Origin of the sequence: Alteromonas sp. MMG017 (genome assembly GCF_018100795.1) — a bacterium.
Taxonomy (GTDB): domain Bacteria; phylum Pseudomonadota; class Gammaproteobacteria; order Enterobacterales; family Alteromonadaceae; genus Alteromonas.
This window is the reverse complement of record NZ_JAGJDY010000010.1, coordinates 135,489-157,072: the sequence shown is the minus strand read 5'-3', so window position 1 is coordinate 157,072 and position 21,584 is coordinate 135,489. Positions and strand designations below refer to the sequence as shown.

Here is a 21,584-nt window from a genome sequence, read left to right as displayed (position 1 = left end):
CCTAAGTGGGCGGTTTTTATTATGCAGGGCTATGACTTACACCAGCATTGATGTCAATTTGGGCGAGCGTGTTTTCACACCACAGATCACGGACCGACGCTTGTTTATCTTGCGCTCCATAAATGACAATCTCACCATTAAACTGTGCTACCCCTAGTGCGTAACACTCTCCGTTTGTACGAGGTTGCCAGAACGAAGCGCCAGTCACGATATCTATCAAGTAATGATGGAATTGGGTATCTACTCGATACACCCAGTGATTACCAATACATTGGAACCTGTTCTCCGGGTTTTGTATCGTTTGTGTCGACAGTACCGACTGTGCGGATCGAGCCGTTTGTGCGAATTGTATAGTCTGTGTAGTTTGTACCGAAAGCGCGGCAAGCTTATGCAGTAATCTAGGTAATACAGGTAGATTATCTAATGACAATAACGAGGCAAAGCTGGTAGCAAGTAGCGCGGTTGTATTGGGTTTTACCTTGTCCTCACCCCCATTTTCATCCCCATCCCCATCCCCATAGTCAATTTCAACCTCAGCAGTAGGAAACCAACTACTGTTTATCTGCGTGTCTGGGTTCTTATTTTTAACATCAACTTCATGCATAGCTGCTTGGCAAACATGCACACTACAAAGATAGTCGGCGAACGGTGATAATTTTAACGGCGAGTGCGGTTCCCTATACCGAGAATGCGTTTGTTGTTGAAAATCTCTAATAAGTTGCTGCACTGCGTTGGGTAATTTAGCGTCGGTAAATAAACGAGGTTTGGCTTCAATGTTAAGGTCAGTTAATAGGGACACCACATTTTCGAGTGCATCTCTACGAGCTTGAGCATTGGCCTTGGTATTGTGCACAAACCGAAGAGCAATCATGCCCGCATGGTTTACTTCATCATCAATAAAAAAATGGCCTAAAGCGTCAGAGCTGCTTTTGAGCTTTTCTTTAACCAAGCTTTCAATCTTACTTTTAATCAGGCTTTCGACCTCAAGCAAGTCGTGAGTAAATTCTTGTGGCACCCACCACGTAGACACGTAATTTTCTGTTGGCTTCAAAGTGTTTGCGGGCTCTTCAGCAGCGTTACCACGAGGCATAGCATCGCCTGACTTAGTATTAAAATCTCCAGCACCAACCTCTGCGATAGCCTGGCTACATAACGAAATTATTTCATTGCCGTCAGTATCTTCGCCACTGACTAAAAGGGTGATGTGATCACCGTCATACCATGTTTTCTTATAATCAATTAAGTCGTCAAAACTAATCTCTAATACTGAATCTGAAAAGCCGCCGGCATGTTGATAGGCCATGGGGCTGGTATCATTTCGCCGTATTGCAATGTTATTGGCATAATCGATATTACCTTCAAGCAGCGTGAGTTCATTGAAAAGTACGCCGCTTCGTTCTGCTTCAAAAGCGCACTGGGAGTAGTGGGTATTCACAAGGCCGCTATACAGGAATTGGATAGCATTAGTGAAAAGCGCTTTATTATAAGATTGCACATAAAAATACGTACAGCCTGCGTAGGTCGTCGCGTTTATCGATAAGGGTAGCAGGGCATTTGCTACAAAAAGCTCATGGTCGGCGGGGTAGTACGGCGACCCACGAAAGCACATGTGTTCTGCCAGGTGAGATACGCCAGAATGATCACGCGCTGGGGTATTAACAACAAATACCCCCGTGAATGGTGATGCGCTGCCTTCAGGACTTTGAGCATTGTGTGGTACATACCGAATATTAATCATTGCTGAGCGTTTAAGCATTTAAACGGTAAGGTCTTGTATCATCTTCACAGGAATATTGTTTTTCACTGTGCGAAATTTCAGGGCAGCGCTAGCCTTTTGTCCGGCTTTGTCGGTAATGGTTTTCATCAAATGATGGTCTGGCGACTTATCGCAAACAGGGTCAGTTTTGTGCATATCACCAGTCAGTAAGAAGGCTTGGCAACGGCACCCGCCAAAATCTTTGTCTTTTTCATCACAAGTTTTGCAGGGCGATGGCATCCAGTCATCGCCCCTAAAGTGATTAAAACTAAAATCGTGCTCCCAAATATTCTGCACCGAAGAGTTTTTCACGTTGGGAAAGGTAAGAGGAAGAATTTTGGCGCTGTGACAAGGAAGCGCACTGCCATCTGGCGTTACCGTTAAAAAAGTAGTTCCCCATCCATTCATACATGCCTTGGGGCGGTTCTCGTAATAGTCGGGGGTGACAAACATAAACTTTGGGCCACTACTTTGCTGATCTCTATAACGGTTGATGGCCTGCTCAGCTTCTACTAGCTGGCTTTGTGTAGGTAGTAAATGCTCACGGTTTTCGTACGCCCAACCATAATATTGCACTGTGGCAAGCTCTACAAAGTCGGCCTTAAGTTCAGTGCTAAGAGCCATCACTTCTTCAATTTCATGAATGTTCTGTGCGGTAATACAGAAATTAAGCACCATAGGGTAATGGTAGGCTTTTACTAACTTAGCAATGTTGAGTTTTTGTTTGAACGAGTGGCGTTTATTGCCAATAAGATCGTTAACTTCTGCATTCGCTGACTGAAAGCTAAGCTGGATATGGTCAAGCCCAGCGTCTTTTAATGTGGCAATGCGTTTTTCTGTCATGCCTATGCCAGAGGTGATCAAGTTAGTGTAAAATCCGAGTTCCCGAGCGTACGCTACCAACTCTTCTAAATCTTTTCGTAGCAAAGGTTCACCGCCAGAAAAACCTAACTGAACCGCACCCATTTCTCTGGCTTCCCTAAACACCTTTTTCCACTGAGAAGTGTTGAGTTCGTTAAAGGTTTCTTCCATGTTCACGGGGTTAGAACAATAGGGGCAATGCAGCGGGCATTGGTAGGTTAACTCGGCGAGTAGCCATAAAGGTGGTGTAGTCGCTTTTGTATGTTGTGAAGCCTTGGTAGCTTGAGATGCTTGGTTAGTCATAAACCACCCACTTTTTCTCTTCAGCGTGTTGCAGAAAAGTGGTTACGTCATCTTCTAAATCTTCAGGGGCATCTGGGAATGCTTTTCTAAGCGCTACGGCAATGTCATCAGTGGTACGCACGCCATCAACAAGGGTTAAAATTTCCGATGCCGATGGGTTTAATTTAATCATGCCTTCAGGAAAGAGAAGCACATAACCATCTTGCACTTTTTCGTATTGTAAGCGAAACAAAGGGTTCATTAATGGGGTTTTTGGTGTGCTTGTCATTAGAATCTCCCTTTATGGCAAACTTGTTGGTCTGCAATGCCATCGAAAGGTTTTCTGCCATATTCGTAGGCAAAACAGATGGCATCGGCAATGCTCCACAGAATATCTATTTTAAACTGAAGAATGTTTAAAGCACGCTCTTGCTGCTCTCGGGTAACAAAGTGGTCGAGGGTTATTTGAAGCCCGTGTTCTACATCGCGTCTTGCTTGCCCTAAACGCATTTGAAAATAGGTAAACCCTTCTTGGTTTATCCAGGTGTAATGGGTAGGCCAGGTATCAAGTCGGCTTTGATGTATTTCAGGGGCGAACATTTCGGTGAGCGACGAACAAGCAGCTTCTTGCCACGATGCGCGGCGGGCAAAATTCACATAGGCATTTACCGCAAATTTAACACCGGGCAATATGTGAGATTCATCAAGTAATTCACCGCGGTTAAGCCTTACCGCTTCTCCTAGACGAAGCCAAGCTTCTATTCCGCCGAGGCTGGTATCACCTTCGCGACCATCATGGTCGATAAGGCGCTGGATCCATGTACGTCTTACTTCTTGATCTTCACAGTTGGCTAATATGGCGGCGTCTTTAACCGGAATGGCCATTTGATAATACAGCCTGTTTGCCACCCAGCCTTGTATTTCTTCTTTGCTGCAAAGCCCTGAATTCATACGTTTATGAAAGGGGTGATGAATATGGTAGTAAGCGCCTTTAGCGCGTAGTTGTTGTTCGAATTCTTCTTTAGTCCATGCAGGTTTCAACATGTTACACCTCTATTTGCATACCATCGTAGGCCAACTCTATATTCTGCTCTTGTAAGGCATGGAAGGCTGGTGAATCTTCATTCAGCACGGGGTTAGTGTTGTTAATATGAATCAGCACTTTGCGCTTAACGTTGAAGCGGTTAAGCAGCGCAATGGCACCATTTTCGCCATTTACTGGCATGTGCCCCATTTGCGTACCTAGCTTTTGGCTAAAGCCGTGTTCAATCATTTCTTCATTCACCCATAAGGTGCCATCGAAAAGCACGCACTCAGCGTCTGCCATAACCTGTTTCACTGTGTCATTGGCCTGCATGCATCCTGGTGCGTAAAACAACACATGCCCTGTTTGGGTATCGGTAATTTTAAGGCCAATGTTATTGCCCGGAACAATGTTATCGCGGTAAGTAGAATAGGGCGGCGCATTCGACTCTAGCACTACAGGTTGGAATAAAAGCCCGTCTGCGCCTTCAGGCACAAAGGTATGGGTAAAGTCAGTACTAATTGAGCGTTGCTGAAGGCCACCGTGCCAGTGTTTCAGCACAGTAAATAAGGGAAAGCTGGTGGTTAAGTCTTCGTTTACCACATCGGTGCAATAAACAGGGAGTGGCAGGCCTTCTCTTAGGGTAAGCAAGCCGGTGGTATGGTCTATTTGGCTGTCGGTTAGCACGATAGATGAAATACGTGTACCTCGGGCGACGTGCTCTTCAGGCCAAAGTTGTGGGTGGCTATTTATTTGCTCCCGTAAATCGGGCGAGGCATTAATGAGTACCCATTTATTACCATCGACACTAACCGCAATACTCGATTGGGTACGAGGGGTTGTCTTAATAGTGTGCTGACGTGCGCCTTTGCAATTCTCGCAATGACAATTCCACTGAGGAAAACCGCCGCCTGCGCCTGCGCCAAGAATCAATACCTGCATAACTACTCCTTGGGTATTTGAAAAAGGCTGCAATAGCAGCCTTTTGATTACTTATCACAATGGCTTAGGTTTAGCGGTTGCTGATATATAGCGTTACTTCAAAACCTAGGCGCATTTCAGTGTATTGAGGTTTAGTCCACATTGTCATTTCCTCTGTCTTTTAGATGAGTTCAATATGAGTATATGTTGATTACCTGTTAACAGATATCCTTCTAAAGGAGGAGAATTACCATGAATCATGATGATTTTTGGGTAGTGGCTAAGCGTTGTAAATAGGCCACCAGTAAAGGGATAGGGCGGCCGGTGGCCGAATTAGCAGTGCCATATTTAAATGCGGTACCAGCCACGTCCATATGAGCCCAAGGAAAACTCTGAGCAAAGCGAGATAAAAAGCAACCTGCGGTAATCATACCTGGGGAGTTTTTCCCTGCGTTAGTCATATCAGCATGAGAAGAGGCGATGGCGTCATGATATTCAGGCCACAGCGGAAAGGGCCATATTGGGTCGTGGCTTTGCTCTCCGGCTTTAACTAGCGCTTGTTCTAGCGAACGGGAGTTACTCATTACACCGCTGCACGTGTGCCCTAATGCGGTGATTGCAGCACCGGTTAGGGTGGCGATATCTATGACTGAGTGAGGGAAAAACCGTTCGCAGTAACTTAGTGCATCACACATTAGCATGCGCCCTTCAGCGTCAGTGCTTATAACTTCAACAGTTTGTTTGGAGTGGGTAGTAATAATATCGCCGGGCCGGTAGGCATCACCGCCGATACTGTTTTCAGCGGTAGCCAATATTCCAATAATATTAATATTCAAGCCTAGTTCGGCAGCGGTTTTAATTACTCCGAGGACGCAAGCGGCACCTGCCATGTCGTAAATCATGTGATGCATGTCACCACCGCGTTTTAAGGTGATGCCGCCTGAATCAAACGTCACACCTTTACCTATTAAGACCACTGGCTTGGAGTTTTGACTGTTGCCGTTATCGGTAATGCTATCGTTGTTTTCACCCCTGTGGGCACTATTACCGCTATGGGCATTTGCAAAGTGATTACCTGAATAATGAATTACCGGCATAGAAGCTGGGAATGCCGATGCGCGATTAACCGCTAAATATGCATTCATGCCTAGTGCTTCTAACGTATCTTGATTGATTATCTCAGTGGTAATTTGAGGGTAGGTGTTAGCGAGTATTGTCGCTTGTTCTGCCAAATACATGGGGGTACATAAATTCGCTGGCATGTGAGATAAATCTCGCGCTAAGCCCATACCTTTTGCTAGGGCTGCCTCATAATTAATGCAGGCTAGTAATTCATCTGAAATGTCACCCGATGCTAACGCTGAGTCCGCACTAAGAGCCTCGCCTGACGTTTCATCTAACGTGCTATGTAAAACCTTATCTAAAATTAGCTCAGCTGCCATGTCTTTTGATGATACTTGTATATTTAAGCATGTCACTTTCTTCGTCGCTAAGCAGGGAGCCGATTTATACCCTTCAAACTGGTAACAACAAAAATGAAATGCGCGCAATAACTGGCTAACAAGTGTTATTTCTTGCTTACTCTGTTTACTTGCGTCTTTCAAACTGCGAGAAACAGCACGGCAAGGTAGCACCAAAGTGATCGTTGCCGCTTTTAACGAAATGGCGTACTTAAACATATCTACAAATAGCTTACGGGGGCCATGAGAAGCCGAGGGATGATCAAAACTAAGATTAAGGCTTTCTGCTAAATCACCCACTCCCCAAATAAGCCATCGTTTTGCAGTCGCCCCTACAGGTCGATGTAATAAAATGCTTTGCCCCTTAGCGCCTATAAACGCTTCATCAACAAATACCTGCTGGATAAAAGCTTGCGTGTTCTTGGGGAGGTTGTTAACGGTGGGATTTATATCTGCCGGCGAGCAAAGCCAAATCACGCAATCGGCGTCTACTTTGTGTAAGTTGCACTCGGGTACTAATATCACGTTTGTCATGGGCGGCCTTGTTGGTCAGGACTTTTTATGCGCTATTTTTTCCGAGGCTTCTGTTTCCAAAGCCAACGGCAGCCGGTTTTGGTCTAAAGCTTCTCACTGCTAGGGTAAAGGTAATAAAGGTAAGTACGGATACAATCATAAGCTCTTTTGTCGCAAGCTTTTCATACAGCCCAAAGCGTAGCAATTCAACGCCGCTGGTAAACGGATTGAACGCGCATACTTGATATAACCACTCACTTGCTTCTTGCATTTTCCACAAAGGGTAAAGAGCGCTCGAAAGGAAAAACATAGGAAAGATAACGAAGTTCATCACCCCAGCAAAGTTCTCTAATTGTTTAATAGAATTTGCCAACAATAAACCTAGCGCGCCGAGAAAAATCGACAGTAATGCAATGATGGGCAGCGCGTAGACATAACCCATTAAGGGCAATTGCACGTCAACAAGTAACGCCAAGCAAAAGAATAAATAAACCTGTATTGCTGAAACCAGTGTATTGGCTACTAACTTACTGCATAACAAAAATGAGCGGGGGACTGGGCTCATTAGCAGTACCTTCATGCTACCCATTTCACGGTCGTAAACCATAGATAACGAACTTTGCATGCTATTGAAAAGGACAATCATCGCCGCTAAACCCGGCACAATATATTCCTCATACAAAATGTAAGTTTCATAAGGCGGGATCATCGAAAGCCCTAGTGCCGAACGAAACCCCGCAGCAAATACAAATAACCATAACAAGGGGCGCACTAAGGCACTAAGCAGTCTAGACCGCTGCTGCCAAAACTTCAGCATTTCTCGATTTAAAACACCCACAAAACAGCGCCAATACATCATGCCCGATCCCTAGCCTGTTCGCACTTACAGTAGGTATTGATATTAGTTTGCATGAGTTAATACCTCCCAAAGCCGATGAATATCCGAGACGTGATGTTTAGCAAGCAATGCCGAGCAAATATCTCGTTCTACTAGTCGGCCATTTAACAATATGGCGAGGGGATCAGTTAGCGATACCTCTTCAAATAGATGGGTAGCCCACAACACAGTCACGCCTTGTTTCACTGCTAAGTCATGAACCACCGAATGAATTAGCTGCCGAGAGGCAATATCTAACCCTACCGTGGGTTCATCGAGTAACAAGGTGCTGGGTTGGTGAATAAGGCATCTTGCCAGCTCAACACGACGGCGGTGACCACCATTTAAATGACGGATTTTAGTATTCAGACGGTCGCTAAGATCAAGTTCGTTTAATAGGTCACTGATGCGTGAAATTGACTTCTCTGGGGGCAGCCCATGGAGGGATGCAAAATAGGCGAGGTTCTGCTTTACGGTAAGGTCAATATCCAAAGTACTTTGCTGAAATACCACGCCGAGGCTCTTCATAATTGAAGCGCGGTTTTGCGTTATTGTGCTGCCATTAAATAAGATATTGCCATGGCCAATTCGTTGTAACCCTGTGAGTAACGCAAACAGGCTGCTTTTCCCTGCACCATTAGGGCCAAGTAAAATATTAAAACCCGGCTTTAAGGTAAGTGAAATGTCATCAAGGGCTGTCACTTTACCGTAAGTGTGGCTAACCCCTTGGATATCTATTTCCATTTAACGGCAATTCCCCATGGGTAACGTCCCACCTTAATCGTCTTTTCAACATCGAATGTTTCAGTATTGATAACCGATACGTCGCCGCTTACCCCGTTTGTGGTGAGCAATAATGACTGGTCTTGGTTAAACGCTAATTGCCACACGCGTCTACCTACCACTATGTATTTTTCTATTTCAAACGTATTGGTGTTTACCACGGCAACGCGGTTTGCAGGGCCAAGAGCCACAAACGCGAAGGGGGAGTGTCGCATCAACAATATCCCTACGGGTTGTATTTTGTCGCGGTACACGCCTTTAACTGCAAAAGACAAGGTATGCGCTTTTTGTTTGGTTTGAGTATCAAATATGGTGACTGTGCCACCAATTTCGGAGCTTACCCAAAGATACTTATCGTCGGCGGTGAAGTGAGCGTCACGTGGGCGAGCATCCACTAAGCTATTGGCAATGTTCTCGTGGGTGTTGGTGTCTATCCAGTGCACCATGTTTGTTGTTTCTGAGGTAACCACCATCATGCGGCCGTCATGGCTTACCGCTAACCCTTCTGGTTCAACCCCTACATCTATTTGTGCAATTACTTGGCTGGTGGGAATATCAATAACGGTGAGCAGGGCATCATCTTCATTAGCGGTGTAAATGGTAGTGCCATTGGGATGAAGGGCAATGGTTTCAGGATCTTCACCTGACGGTAAGTCGCCCACAATAGTATGGGTGTCTAAATCGATAATTTGAATGCGATCTGAATCCGAGGCGCAAATATAAGCACGAGATTGATCAGCACTTAATATAAAGCCCCTTGGTCGCTCGCCAATGTCTAATGTATCAGTCACTTCAAATGTATTCATATCAATGACTGATAGGGTATTGTCCTTTTCATTGGTCACATAGGCCTGTGGCATAGCGTTTACACTCAAGCTAGAGGCCAACAAGCCTGATAACAAAATGCGAGTGCCTGAAAAGCGAATTTTCATAAGGTGTCCTTACAAGTGTTAGTGGTGTCACCTAAGGTGTCTAGTTCATCGCGCTGGTGTAAAAAACCTGGGAGAGGAGCGTGTATCACCAGGGCGTCTTCATGTGCTAACGCAATAGGTTGACGAAGTTGGCGCGTGCTTTCACGAAAGGTGAGCTGTCTTCCTTTATAGGCGGCAACACTTAGTTGTTCACCAATGAGTGCGTTAAATAATTGAGTTCCTGTAACAGAGCCGTTGTTTTCAGAATCACTACTTTCACTTCGCTGCAAAGCAGTCGATATAGCAATAATGGCGGCATAAGCAGCAAAGTCTACTTCATTCATGGTGCGTGAGAACTTGTCTTTAAAGCGATTTTGAAGCTGCCTTGCTCCCCACTGCTCATGGGTAAAATGCCACCCTAAAGGTTTAAGACCTGCTGAGCCCATAATGGGCACAATAAGGTGGGTATTAAACGGTAAGCTGTAGGCATACTGACTTTGGGTGTCGGCAGCAAAAATAGCGTCGTATGGCTGCTTAGTGCGCGTAAAAAGAGGAATTTCAGAAAACGCGGAACGACGTAAGTCAAAGCTTGCCTGCCAAGTTTTCGCTTCAACAATGTTTAACTTAAATTTCTTCGCGGTACGTAAAAACGCGTCTAAGTAAGCCTTGTCACTTTCATGAGCGCCGCGCAAGGTAAGCACAGAGCCCAAACGCTTAACTCTAAGCCACTGACCAAGCGCATCGGTTTTCATTTGGTAGCTAGGGTAGGTGTGTAATACGTTAAGCTCGCAGTGCATGTGGCGAAATGCATCCTTACCACTGGCTACATTCATAACCAATGCGCTGGGGTTAATCGACACCACTGAACGGACGGCTTCTTGATATTGCGCATCTGGGCTATCGATAAGCACCACGGGGGCATGGGTAATAGCGTCGATAGCAGCTGAATCTAAAGCGTTTATGTATGAAAGCGTCAACGCGTAGCCTAAAAACTTTCCCGTAATATTGGCATCTTCAATACCAATTTCGGCACCTGCAATTCCTTCGTCAGTAGGGCTAATTAAATACGAAGGCGTGCCCGCGGGCGGAGTGCGTCTCAGATTAAGGTAAACCATGTTCGTAGTGTTAGGTTGAGCTTCAGCTTGCCCTTTAAATTTGGTTCCAGACTGGTTTGGGGATTGGGCATACACATGGGCATGCAAGGCTGATACGCTTAGCAGTAGGGTTGATATCCCTATCCATACTTTTGCTTTTTTCATAAACCAGCGAAGGGCTCTATTCACACTTCTTTTCACACTTCTTTTTTGAAAGTGCGCCTTTTGTCAGTCGCGATACAAAAAGGGTATATGGCATTATTCCCGAATGACATCCTCCTAAAGGAGGAATGCTATGGCGCTAAAGTAGCATTCGGGAATACCCGCCTGCGCATTAGTATAAAAAGTACCTAGCGTAAACAGAGTTCTCCAAGTGGCAGGTTTTCGAATTACCTTATTTTTTCCTTTAGTTTTACTTTGCTGGTGGAGTGCGAACGTCTCTGCTCGGTCTTTTGATGACATTGTCGAAAGTAAGTACATCAATATCGCGGTTTATAACGATTACCCTCCTTATTCATATTTAGACGCTGACACCGCTAGGGGAATAGATGTCGATATTGCTAAAGAAATTGCAGCTAAGTTAAACGTGGAACTTATCTTAACTTGGATGACGCCAGGGGAGACGACTGAAGATGATTTCCGCAATTTTTTGTGGAAGGGCCATATCATTCACAAAGTAAAAGCCGACTTGATGATGCGTGCTCCTTACGACCGTTCATTTTCCCAAAAGCGAGACGATATAGGCTTGTTGGCCAATGAGTTAGTTCATATGTTTGCGCCCTACCATCAAGAAAGTTGGCAGATAATTCACAACACTGAGCAATTGCCAGAGGTAGAGACCATGGCGATGTTTCAATATCACAAGATTGGCGCTGAAATTGACAGTATTCCTCATTTTTACCTCACCTCTGCCTTTGGCGGAAGGTTAAGAAAGAACACTACGCAGTATGCCAGTAACGAACTCGCCATTGATGCCATGAAAAAAGGGGATGTTGATGCGGTAATGGGGCTTCGAACGCAAATCAGTTATTTGTCTCAGTTTCTTGATAACGCAAAATTTCAGCTTGCTAGTAATGCGTTTCCTCTTATAGGAAAGCAGAAGTGGGACCTAGGTATAGCCGCGAAAAACGACTACCGAACGCTTGCTTACGAGGTCGGTGATGTGATCACCGAAATGGTTCAAACCGGCAAGATGGCAGATATATTTAGTCAGTATCATGCCACCTACGAAGTGCCCGATTATTATGCGGGCGAGTAATGTCGTTGAGCAATGCGATTGAACTAAAAACCCTCCCTTGCTAGGCACTCTTCCTGTTAATTCCTCCTACTAAAGGAGGGGACAAATCACTCAGGCGTTCCATAGGCACGCCCATCGTGTACCGCTATTCTAAATTCATCGAATAGTCTGCGAACCAGACACATTCATGGCCAATACGCATTAGGAAACGTTATGAATAAACAACTACCACTAAAAAGAATTGCCTTAGCTTTATTGGTTTGTGCCGGTGCCGTTTTACCTGCCCAAGCTAACGTGACCGATAACGACATACAAAACGATCAAGCCACTACTGACGATATCGTATCCTATGGTATGGGGCTACGCGCACAGCGATACAGCCCATTGTCTGCGATTAATAAAGACACCATTGAAGAAATTCGACCAGTCTGGGCATTTTCACTAGGCGGCGAAAAGCAGCGGGGCCAAGAGTCTCAGCCTATGGTGAAAGACGGTGTTATGTATGTCACAGGTTCTTACTCTCGAGTCTGGGCTATTGATGCTATGACTGGCGAAGAGTTATGGCAGTACGAAGCCCGTTTGCCCGATGGCATTATGCCTTGTTGTGATGTTATTAATCGTGGCGTTGCCTTGTACGACAACTTGGTTATATTCGGCACACTAGATGCCAAACTGGTAGCCCTTGATAAAGACACAGGCAAAACCGTTTGGAAGAAAAAAGTAGAAGACTATAAGGCTGGTTACTCTATTACTGCTGCGCCTATTATTATTGATGGCATGGTGATCACGGGGAACTCAGGTGGTGAGTTCGGTGTGGTAGGGAAGGTATACGCCTTTGACGCTAAAACCGGCAAACAAATTTGGGTTAGACCTACCGTTGAAGGCCACATGGGGTATATGTGGAAAGACGGTAAAAAAACCGAGAATGGTATTTCTGGCGGCGGAGCGGGTAAAACCTGGCCTGCAGATTTATGGAAAACCGGGGGCGCTGCAACCTGGCTCGGCGGCACATATGATGCTGATACCGGGCTGTTATTTTTTGGTACAGGTAACCCATCACCTTGGAACTCTCACCTTCGCCCAGGTGATAACTACTTCTCATCATCTCGTTTAGCAATTAACCCTAAAACGGGAAAAATTGTGTGGCACTTTCAAACTACGCCTCACGATGGCTGGGATTTTGATGGTGTAAACGAGCTTATATCCTTTGATTACGAAGATGCTGGTAAAACAGTGAAAGCTGCTGCAACAGCGGATAGAAATGGTTTCTTTTATGTATTGAACCGTGAGGATGGAGATTTCATCCGAGGCTTCCCGTTTGTAGATAAATTAACATGGGCTAAAGGTTTAGATGAAAATGGACGTCCTCTTTACATTGACGATGTTCGCCCAGGCAACCCTTCATTATCTGACGACGGAAAGAAAGGCGCACAGGTTGTTGCTCGCCCTGCTTTCTTAGGTGGTAAGAATTGGATGCCAATGGCGTATTCACCTGATACAGGTTTGTTTTACGTACCTTCCAATGAATGGGAAATGGATATCTGGAACGAGACTACTTCATATAAGAAAGGGGCGGCTTACCTAGGCGCTGGCTTTACCATCAAATCTGTTAATGAAGATTATATTGGTGTGCTTCGCGCCATTGACCCGAAAACTGGGAAAGAAGTGTGGCGTTATAACAACTTCGCGCCACTATGGGGTGGGGTAATGACCACGGGCGGCGGGTTAGTCTGGACCGGTAACCCAGAAGGCTACTTAATGGCCTTTGACGATAAAACTGGCGAGATGGTTTATAAGTTCCAAACAGGTTCAGGCATTGTAGGCTCACCTGTAACGTGGGAGATGGAAGGCGAGCAATATGTGTCTGTCTTATCCGGCTGGGGCGGCGCAGTACCTTTATGGGGCGGTGAAGTGGCTAAACGGGTTAAACACCTTAATCAAGGTGGAACGGTATGGACATTCAAATTACCTAAACGTTATGAGCAGGTCGCCAAAAACTAATAGTTCATAAATACAATTGAGGCCGGTACTGTCAAAGGTATCGGCTTTTTTTATATCCGAAATAGCCTTTATCCTCCCAAAGGAGGAGCCTTTCAAAACCAAAGTAGAGTTACCCCAATTATCACATTAAGTATAATTTTTTCATCAGCTTTTTGAGGATGTACGAATGATGAAAGTAAAAGTATCTCTTTTAATTACAACGCTTTTTCTAGCCTTAACGGCGCACAAGTTAGCTGCACATGGCAATGTGACGCCACAAGGCGCTGACAGCTCTGAAATGCAAAAAATTACCAACGGTGATGAGTCTGAAGATGGCTGGGTGTTTGAAAATCCATATCGTAATTTAGATGCAGAAACGCACAAAAAAGTGTACGAATTTGGTGAGTCAGCCTATTCCAATAATTGCGCGGTATGTCATGGTTTACATGCGCAGTCAGGTGGCATAAACCCCGATTTGCGTTTGCTCGACCCAGAAAGTATGGAAGACGATGAATGGTACGTGGAGCGCCTTCGTTTTGGTTCATCAAAAGGCATGCCTGCTTTAGGGGGGATACCTGAAGGTCAATCAGAGCCTATTTTAGATCAAGAGACATTATGGGCCATTAAAACCTATGTAGAAGCACGCAGAATAGTAGCAATTGAAGAAGGCGAGATTGAAGTAGATTAAATGCATTCCCGTTTTGTCGGCCGGGTCGAGAAATCGCCCGGCTTTTTTTGTTTTTAAGATGGCTTCACCACAACGCTTACTCTCCTAAAAGCATAAATTTGCAGCATTAAATGACACCAGCTTATTTTAAAATCCAAGCTTATGCCCAGCTCTCTTATCTCTAGGGCTATCTCTACTAACTATCTTTACTAACTATCACAGCGCTTATTGCTAACCCTTCAAAATTATCCTCACAGTATTTGCTATATGGCTGCCACTAAAACATGTCGATTAATTGGTTTATTGCTACAGGTGTTAACTTTTGCTCGCAGTGTTTTGAGTGGAATTGTTAATATTAAGTTTTGGCAAACCTAGTTTTTCTCATAGTTTAACCAGTGGTATTTACATGCTACATCAATTTAGCAAAACTTAACTAATAGTTAAGTTTATGAAAATAAAGGTTTTGTAATAAATTAAAGAGTAAATGAAAATTAATTGTTAAAAAAGTTGTTGACGTTAAAAAATAAAAATGGTCATATGCTCTCAAGTTGAGCATCTGACCGATTTGGTTTTTATCGAAGGTTTTTTGCTCAAAGCGAACAGAGAATATGGGTGGACAAGGGTTTGCCTAAAATTCCAATAACTTTATAAAACCAAACATAGAAACTTGAGGGTCCACCATGTTAGAAAATAACCAGCATCAAATAGCAACTTCTCGACCTAATTCTAAAATTGCCGTAGTGAGTGCATTAGCTTCTGCAGTTATGCTTGCAATGGCGCCGTCCGTAGTGACAGCGCAAGAGTTAAGTGAAGAAAAGCCTATGTATGTTCCGCCAAATGAACCTAATGAGTTTTTAGATGGCCGGGTTCAAGTTAATTTTCTAGCGATGCAGAACTACCAAGCTATACAAGCCTCAGAGGGTGCATTTCGCCCTGAAGACGAAACCCAATCAGATGGTTTTGGGCGTTTGCGCGTAAACTTAATGTTTAAGTTTAAAATTACTGACAACATCACAGCCGATATTGATATTGCTGAAGAGCCAAATGATTTTGGTAATAATGGCGACAGAGACTTCTCGTTCCACCAAGACTTCGCCGGCATAGAGTTTGATATGTTTGGCCTTACTGGTTATGAAAAAGAGAATTCAAGCCTTATCTTGCGAGTAGGTAATATTGGCGCCTCTCCTTTCCAATTCAAAGGATTCCAAGATGGCGCAGACAACCAAGGTAATGCGTTAATTGGTAATGGTATTAACGACTACGCCACAGCTGAAAACGGCATTCAATTAAGCTACACCGAAACCTTCGATAGCGGCATTCTTCGTTCATACAACGTAGCGGGTCACATGACCACATCAAGCTTTGGTGAGGCGTTTCAAGATGATCGTGGGTATAACTACCGCCTACAAGGCACATTAGAATTTAAAGGTGGTTTCAAAGCCGGTTTGAACGTTTTCAAAGCTAATCAAGGCGACCAGCTTGTATTTGCCGATGGTGTAGCAAGCCTTGATGGCGTTACGACCACCAACTATCGTTTCGGCGATGGTGAAAACTATAACTTTTCAGCCTCTGCATCTAGTGAACGTGATACCCATGTTGGCGCACTGCCAGGCTTGAACCAATCAATTATGCAATTAAACTTAGCTTACCAGCCGTCTGATCAAACGAGTGTTGTTGTCATGTTAGGTAAGTCTTCTGACGACTACACTTTCGCAGATGCCAACGGTAACGCGGTTGCTGGTATCACCTATTTCGGCACTGATGGCGTGGCAGACCCTTCTGGCACTACCTTTGATTCAAACCAAGTCATTGAAGGTGACTCGTCGGTGCAGTACTGGGCGCTAGAAGCTCAACAATATATTCTTCCTGAGAAGCTTTACGTGGCAGCACGTTACGCAGAATCTGAAAATACCTCTGACCTAATTGAACAAACCGACAATGAAGTCACACGTTTGCAAGTATCTGCAGGTTACTGGATAAACAATAGAACATTGTGGAAAGTAGAATATGTCAATCAAGATGAAGGCGTTAACTCAGGTGGCCAAATAGGCACAGGGTTTGACGGCATCACCTCTGAAATTTCAGTTAAGTTCTAATCAGTTTACGAACCACAGCGCGAGTGGCAGGTCCTTAGCGACTCGCGCTTTTAAACTAACCAAAACATTAAGTTGTGAAAGCAGTATGACTTTCGTCCCCAGCTGAATATAGGGGAGGGGAAAGTCATACCCTTCAAAACCTAAAGGGGAAGAACCCGATGTTGAAAAAACTATCTTTAATGCTTGCTGGTGCAATGACGATGAGTGCAGCAGTGAATGCAGAAACCATTACTATTGCAACGGTAAATAATGGCGACATGATTGCCATGAAAGAACTTAGTAGCGACTTTGAAAAGAAGAACCCAGGTATCGACCTTAAGTGGGTAACACTAGAAGAAAACATTCTACGTCAACGTGTAACTACTGATGTAGCCACCGGTGGTGGTCAGTACGATGTGATGACCATTGGTACTTATGAAGTGCCAATTTGGGGTAACCAAGGTTGGCTAGAAGAGCTTGATGGCCTTGGCGCTGATTACGATGTAGAAGATTTATTACCTGCGATTCGAAGCGGTCTGTCGGTAGACAACAAGCTGTACGCTGCCCCGTTTTATGGTGAAAGCTCGATGGTAATGTATCGCACTGACTTAATGGCGAAAGCCGGCCTTGAAATGCCAAAAGCGCCTACGTGGAAGTTTATTCGCGAAGCTGCTGCTGCAATGACAGACAAAGATTCAGGTGTTTACGGCATTTGCCTTCGTGGTAAAGCGGGATGGGGTGAAAACATTGCGTTGTTAACGTCTATGTCTAACTCGTTTGGCGCACGTTGGTTTGATGAAAATTGGAAACCTCAGTTCGACTCAAAAGCATGGAAAGACACCCTAGAATACTATGTTGATGTAATGGACAAGTATGGCCCTCCAGGTTCATCAGCGAACGGATTTAATGAAAACCTAGCGCTGTTTCAAACCGGTAAGTGCGGTATTTGGATTGATGCAACGGTTGCAGGCGGTTTTGTGACTAACGAGAAAGACTCTGAAGTTGCCGACAAAGTAGGTTTTGCACTAGCGCCAGATAACGGCCTAGGTAAGCGCGGTAACTGGTTATGGGCATGGACACTGGCTATTCCCTCAAGCAGCAAAAAGAGCGATGCGGCGATGAAGTTCATCAGCTGGGCTACCTCAAAAGAATACTCTGCGTTAGTGGCTGAAAAGAAAGGATGGGCAAATGTACCTCCAGGTACCCGCGCTTCACTTTATGAAAATCCTGAGTACATGAGTGCGGCGCCTTTTGCACAAATTACCCTTGATTCAATTAACTCAGCAGATCCTAAAAACCCAACCGTAGAGCCAGTGCCTTATGTGGGTGTGCAGTTTGTGGCTATACCCGAGTTTCAAGGAATAGGAACGGCGGTAGGACAACAGTTTAGTGCAGCATTAACCGGCCGTATGACGGTAGACCAAGCACTACAGAGCTCTCAGCGATTAGTTGAAAGAGCCATGCGCAAAGCGCGTTACCCAAAATAATAAATATTAACTACGGGTAGGTGCAAGGTGCACTTACCCTTCATTTACTTGTAAGGGGCTTAGTAATGGCGACAACCCAATCTCGTACCTTAGCCAAAATGATGCTGTTTCCTTCGGTCACCTTGCTGTTAGCTTGGATGATTGTTCCACTTTGCATGACGTTATATTTCTCATTTTTAGATTATAACCTGCTCATGCCTGGCGATAATGAATACATAGGCTTTTTAAACTACGAGTTTTTTCTTACTGACCCTGCCTTCATAGAGTCATTCTTTAATACCTTATTGCTAGTAGGAGGTGTGCTGTTTATCACAATCTGCGGCGGTATAGGTTTAGCCATATTGCTCGACCAAGCCATATGGGGCAGAAACTATGTCCGCATAATGGTATTAGCACCGTTTTTCGTCATGCCAACGGTTTCAGCGCTGGTATGGAAAAATATGTTCATGAACCCAGTAAATGGGCTGTTTGCTCACCTTGCCGAGTTCTTTGGTGCAACACCAATCGATTTCTTTGCAGAAATTCCGTTGCTGTCCATCATCATTATTGTGTCGTGGCAGTGGCTACCTTTTGCAGCGCTAATTCTGCTTACCGCAATTCAATCGCTAGATAGAGAGCAACTAGAAGCCGCAGACTTAGATGGTGCAGGTCCGTTCAGTAAGTTTATTTATATTGTATTACCTCATTTATCACGGGCGGTTACCGCAGTGATTTTAATTGAGACCATTTTCTTACTGTCTATTTTTGCAGAAATTTTGGTCACAACCAGCGGCGGGCCTGGCTATTCGTCCACCAATATTACGTATCTCATTTATACCCAATCGTTACTTCAGTTTGATGTGGGCGGTGGTTCAGCCGGTGGCATTGTGGCAGTTATTATTGCCAATATTGTTGCCATCTTCTTAATGCGCCTTATCGGCAAAAATTTGGAGGGTTAAGTGATGGCAATGAACAACAGCAATAAATCAAAAGCCATATACACCATATTGGCATGGACCATAAGTGGAATGATTTTCTTCCCCATTCTTTGGACCATGATCACCAGCTTCAAAACGGAATCTGAAGCCATCTCGGCTACGCCAAGTTTATTCATGTTTGAGTGGACGCTAGAGAACTACAAAGATGTGTTAGCACGCTCACCTTATTTCGATCACTTTATGAACTCTGTGATCATCTCATTAGGAGCAAGTTTACTTGGACTGCTTATTGCTATTCCGGCTGCATGGTCGATGGCATTTGTGCAAACCAAGCGGACTAAAAACCTATTAATGTGGATGCTATCAACCAAAATGCTTCCACCAGTAGGGGTGCTTATTCCTATCTATCTATTGTTCCGAGACTTCGGATTGCTAGATACCCGCTTAGGTTTGGTGATTGTAATGACACTAATTAACTTACCTATCATGGTGTGGATGCTTTATACCTATTTCAGAGAAATTCCTCATGAAATTCTTGAAGCAGCACGTATGGATGGCGCTGGAATAAAAGAAGAAATTTTTCATGTGTTACTTCCAATCGCCTTGCCCGGCATAGCATCAACCCTGCTATTAAACGTTATTTTGGCGTGGAATGAAGCATTTTGGACGCTCATTCTTACCGCTGCCAATGCAGCACCGTTAACAGCGTTTATTGCCAGTTACTCAAGCCCAGAAGGCTTATTTTACGCAAAATTATCAGCCGCCTCGGTGATGGCTGTGGTGCCAATTCTTATTCTTGGTTGGTTCAGTCAAAAACAATTAGTGCGCGGATTAAGTTTCGGCGCGGTTAAGTAGGAGTATTCCAATGGGAAGCATTACTTTAAAACAAGTGACAAAAAGCTTTGGCGATGTAAATGTTATTAAGCCGCTAGATTTGCATATCCGCGACGGTGAATTCATTGTATTCGTTGGGCCATCGGGCTGCGGTAAATCTACCTTACTTCGCATGATTGCAGGGCTTGAAGATACCACCAGTGGTAACATAGATATTGACGGTGAAGATGCCACCAATATGCCGCCAGCTAAACGTGGCTTGGCGATGGTATTTCAGTCTTACGCGTTGTACCCGCATATGTCTGTGCGCAGCAATATTGCGTTTCCGCTTAAGCGCGCAAAAGTTGCTCCTGCGATTATTGATGAAAAAATCGAAAAAGCGGCAAAAATGCTGAACCTTACCGATTATCTAGACCGCAAGCCTGGTCAGTTATCTGGTGGGCAGCGTCAGCGTGTGGCGATTGGCCGTGCTATTGTGCGCCAGCCTTCGGCATTTTTGTTCGACGAACCGTTATCTAACCTTGATGCATCGCTTCGGGTTAACATGCGCCTAGAAATATCAGAACTTCATAAAAGTTTAGATACCACCATGATTTACGTAACCCACGATCAGGTGGAAGCCATGACCATGGCAGACCGTATTGCGGTATTTAATGGTGGTATTATTGAACAAGTGGGCACGCCGCTAGAGCTTTACCAAAAACCGGTTAACCGCTTTGTAGCTGGTTTTATTGGTTCGCCAAAAATGAACTTCATTGAAGTGCCAGCGAAAGCAGGTGACGACACTCACAGTATTGGCGTGCGCCCAGAGCACTTCAAAATTACCGAAGAGCCAGGGTTATGGACAGGCAAAGTAGGTGTAATAGAGCATCTTGGTTCTGAAACCTTCTTGCACGTTAATGTGGAAGGTGTGGGTACCGTTACCGTTAAAGCGGATGGCGATTGCCCAGTTAGCTACGGCGATACCATTAATTTAACTGCCGCAGAAAGCAAAATTATGCATTTCGACAAAGATGGCGTAACCATTCCCTCACTTTCTTGGGGCGAAGAGCGTGTAGCATAAGTCGTTTTTAAGTTAATGTGCGGGTTATTGCATTCAAGAATAACTCGCACGTTTTTTAAGGACAAAAGATACAAGGATTATCAAATGGGTAGTAGTAAAACCTCCCTCGACAGTACAGACATTCAGCTCGTTATTTTCGACTGTGATGGGGTGTTAATTGATAGCGAAGTATTGTGTAAACGGGTAATAATCGCCATGCTGGCTGATTTAAAAGTAGTAGTTTCAAGCGCTTACTTTGACGAACACTTTCTGGGTAAAAGTTATGAATCTGCACATAAGCAGATTTTAACCGACTTCAACATTTCGCTTCCTGCTGAGTTTAGAGATAACTACCTAACCGCGCTATTAAAGGTGTTTGCTGAAGAGTTACAAACTACGCCCGAGCTCAACAGTGTGCTTGCCGGCTTGAATGTTAGAAACTGCATTGCAACCAGCAGTAGCCCAAAGCGGGTTGCGTTTGCGCTAGAAAAAACAGGTCTTCTTTCTTTTTTTGAAGGGCGCATTACCACAAGTACAGAAGTTGAAAATGGGAAACCAGCCCCTGATATCTTTTTACTTGCCGCATCAAAGATGGGAATTAAGCCTAAAAATTGTTTAGTTATCGAAGACTCAGAAGCGGGTATTCAAGGCGCACTAGCTGCTGATATGCAGGTGGTGAAATATACCGGCGCAAGCCATTTTAAAGGTGTACTGCCAACTAGCGCAGATAAGAATGAACCAATTAGCGCAGATAAGAACGACAAGGTACCGTCGATTTCTCATTGGTGTGAGTTTTTCAATCTGTACCCAAATTTAAAAACAACTGACTAGGCAAAGCGTTAAGTTAAAGCCTAAACCCCGGT

At 44.5% G+C, this 21,584-nt stretch carries 20 protein-coding genes; 9 read left to right on the top strand and 11 right to left on the bottom strand.

Going from position 1 to position 21,584, the window contains the following annotated elements:
* Nucleotides 1–19: 19 nt before the first annotated feature.
* From J8L84_RS16000 to J8L84_RS15950, 11 genes are all read right to left on the bottom strand, one after another.
* Nucleotides 20–1,738, bottom strand: coding sequence for an insulinase family protein (locus tag J8L84_RS16000; RefSeq protein ID WP_211071556.1), 1,719 nt, complete (start codon nucleotides 1,736–1,738; stop codon nucleotides 20–22).
* 18 nt (nucleotides 1,739–1,756) lie between these two features.
* On the bottom strand, nucleotides 1,757–2,920 hold the full coding sequence (pqqE, locus tag J8L84_RS15995) for a pyrroloquinoline quinone biosynthesis protein PqqE (RefSeq protein WP_211071555.1): 1,164 nt from the start codon (nucleotides 2,918–2,920) through the stop codon (nucleotides 1,757–1,759).
* Entirely contained in the window at nucleotides 2,913–3,188 is a 276-nt protein-coding gene (gene pqqD / locus J8L84_RS15990) for a pyrroloquinoline quinone biosynthesis peptide chaperone PqqD (protein ID WP_211071554.1), read from the bottom strand. Before pqqD ends, pqqE begins: the two co-directional genes overlap by 8 nt.
* Nucleotides 3,188–3,943 carry a pyrroloquinoline-quinone synthase PqqC gene (pqqC, locus tag J8L84_RS15985; protein WP_211071553.1) on the bottom strand — a complete coding sequence of 252 codons (756 nt, stop codon included), beginning with the start codon at nucleotides 3,941–3,943 and terminating at the stop codon, nucleotides 3,188–3,190. Before pqqC ends, pqqD begins: the two co-directional genes overlap by 1 nt.
* Nucleotide 3,944: 1 nt before the next feature.
* The gene (gene pqqB, locus J8L84_RS15980) at nucleotides 3,945–4,865 is read right to left on the bottom strand and encodes a pyrroloquinoline quinone biosynthesis protein PqqB (RefSeq protein WP_211071552.1); all 921 of its coding nucleotides are present in this window, start codon (nucleotides 4,863–4,865) and stop codon (nucleotides 3,945–3,947) included.
* Between the two features lie 70 nt (nucleotides 4,866–4,935).
* Nucleotides 4,936–5,007, bottom strand: a complete 72-nt coding sequence (gene pqqA, locus J8L84_RS15975; protein ID WP_073324441.1) for a pyrroloquinoline quinone precursor peptide PqqA — start codon at nucleotides 5,005–5,007, stop codon at nucleotides 4,936–4,938.
* Nucleotides 5,008–5,101: 94 nt separating this feature from the next.
* Nucleotides 5,102–6,838: a leucyl aminopeptidase gene (locus J8L84_RS15970; RefSeq protein WP_211071551.1), complete on the bottom strand. Its 1,737-nt coding sequence runs from the start codon at nucleotides 6,836–6,838 to the stop codon at nucleotides 5,102–5,104.
* A 25-nt stretch (nucleotides 6,839–6,863) separates the two neighbouring features.
* A complete protein-coding gene (locus J8L84_RS15965; protein ID WP_211071611.1) occupies nucleotides 6,864–7,673 on the bottom strand; it encodes an ABC transporter permease in 810 nt (269 codons plus the stop codon).
* Nucleotides 7,674–7,718: 45 nt separating this feature from the next.
* The gene (locus tag J8L84_RS15960) at nucleotides 7,719–8,438 is read right to left on the bottom strand and encodes an ATP-binding cassette domain-containing protein (RefSeq protein WP_211071550.1); all 720 of its coding nucleotides are present in this window, start codon (nucleotides 8,436–8,438) and stop codon (nucleotides 7,719–7,721) included.
* Nucleotides 8,429–9,409, bottom strand: coding sequence for a PQQ-dependent catabolism-associated beta-propeller protein (locus J8L84_RS15955; protein WP_211071549.1), 981 nt, complete (start codon nucleotides 9,407–9,409; stop codon nucleotides 8,429–8,431). Before J8L84_RS15955 ends, J8L84_RS15960 begins: the two co-directional genes overlap by 10 nt.
* On the bottom strand, nucleotides 9,406–10,647 hold the full coding sequence (locus tag J8L84_RS15950) for a hypothetical protein (RefSeq protein ID WP_247670822.1): 1,242 nt from the start codon (nucleotides 10,645–10,647) through the stop codon (nucleotides 9,406–9,408). The genes J8L84_RS15955 and J8L84_RS15950 overlap by 4 nt, the downstream gene beginning before the upstream one ends.
* Before the next feature lie 223 nt (nucleotides 10,648–10,870).
* Between J8L84_RS15950 and J8L84_RS15945 the strand changes: the two genes are divergently transcribed.
* From J8L84_RS15945 to J8L84_RS15905, 9 genes are all read left to right on the top strand, one after another.
* Nucleotides 10,871–11,740 (top strand): transporter substrate-binding domain-containing protein, encoded by an 870-nt coding sequence (locus tag J8L84_RS15945; RefSeq protein ID WP_211071610.1) that lies wholly within the window; start codon nucleotides 10,871–10,873, stop codon nucleotides 11,738–11,740.
* Nucleotides 11,741–11,932: 192 nt separating this feature from the next.
* Complete coding sequence (locus J8L84_RS15940) at nucleotides 11,933–13,720, top strand: PQQ-dependent methanol/ethanol family dehydrogenase (RefSeq protein WP_211071548.1); 1,788 nt, start codon at nucleotides 11,933–11,935, stop codon at nucleotides 13,718–13,720.
* A 166-nt stretch (nucleotides 13,721–13,886) separates the two neighbouring features.
* Nucleotides 13,887–14,387, top strand: a complete 501-nt coding sequence (gene pedF / locus J8L84_RS15935; protein WP_247670821.1) for a cytochrome c-550 PedF — start codon at nucleotides 13,887–13,889, stop codon at nucleotides 14,385–14,387.
* An 800-nt stretch (nucleotides 14,388–15,187) separates the two neighbouring features.
* The gene (locus J8L84_RS15930; RefSeq protein WP_211071608.1) at nucleotides 15,188–16,462 is read left to right on the top strand and encodes a hypothetical protein; all 1,275 of its coding nucleotides are present in this window, start codon (nucleotides 15,188–15,190) and stop codon (nucleotides 16,460–16,462) included.
* Nucleotides 16,463–16,620: 158 nt separating this feature from the next.
* Nucleotides 16,621–17,928, top strand: a complete 1,308-nt coding sequence (locus tag J8L84_RS15925) for a sugar ABC transporter substrate-binding protein (RefSeq protein ID WP_211071547.1) — start codon at nucleotides 16,621–16,623, stop codon at nucleotides 17,926–17,928.
* A gap of 65 nt (nucleotides 17,929–17,993) precedes the next feature.
* The gene (locus tag J8L84_RS15920; RefSeq protein ID WP_013782745.1) at nucleotides 17,994–18,866 is read left to right on the top strand and encodes a sugar ABC transporter permease; all 873 of its coding nucleotides are present in this window, start codon (nucleotides 17,994–17,996) and stop codon (nucleotides 18,864–18,866) included.
* A 3-nt stretch (nucleotides 18,867–18,869) separates the two neighbouring features.
* Nucleotides 18,870–19,700, top strand: a complete 831-nt coding sequence (locus tag J8L84_RS15915; RefSeq protein WP_211071607.1) for a carbohydrate ABC transporter permease — start codon at nucleotides 18,870–18,872, stop codon at nucleotides 19,698–19,700.
* Between the two features lie 10 nt (nucleotides 19,701–19,710).
* On the top strand, nucleotides 19,711–20,742 hold the full coding sequence (locus J8L84_RS15910; RefSeq protein ID WP_211071546.1) for an ABC transporter ATP-binding protein: 1,032 nt from the start codon (nucleotides 19,711–19,713) through the stop codon (nucleotides 20,740–20,742).
* A gap of 84 nt (nucleotides 20,743–20,826) precedes the next feature.
* Complete coding sequence (locus tag J8L84_RS15905) at nucleotides 20,827–21,552, top strand: HAD family phosphatase (protein WP_211071545.1); 726 nt, start codon at nucleotides 20,827–20,829, stop codon at nucleotides 21,550–21,552.
* Nucleotides 21,553–21,584: the final 32 nt, after the last annotated feature.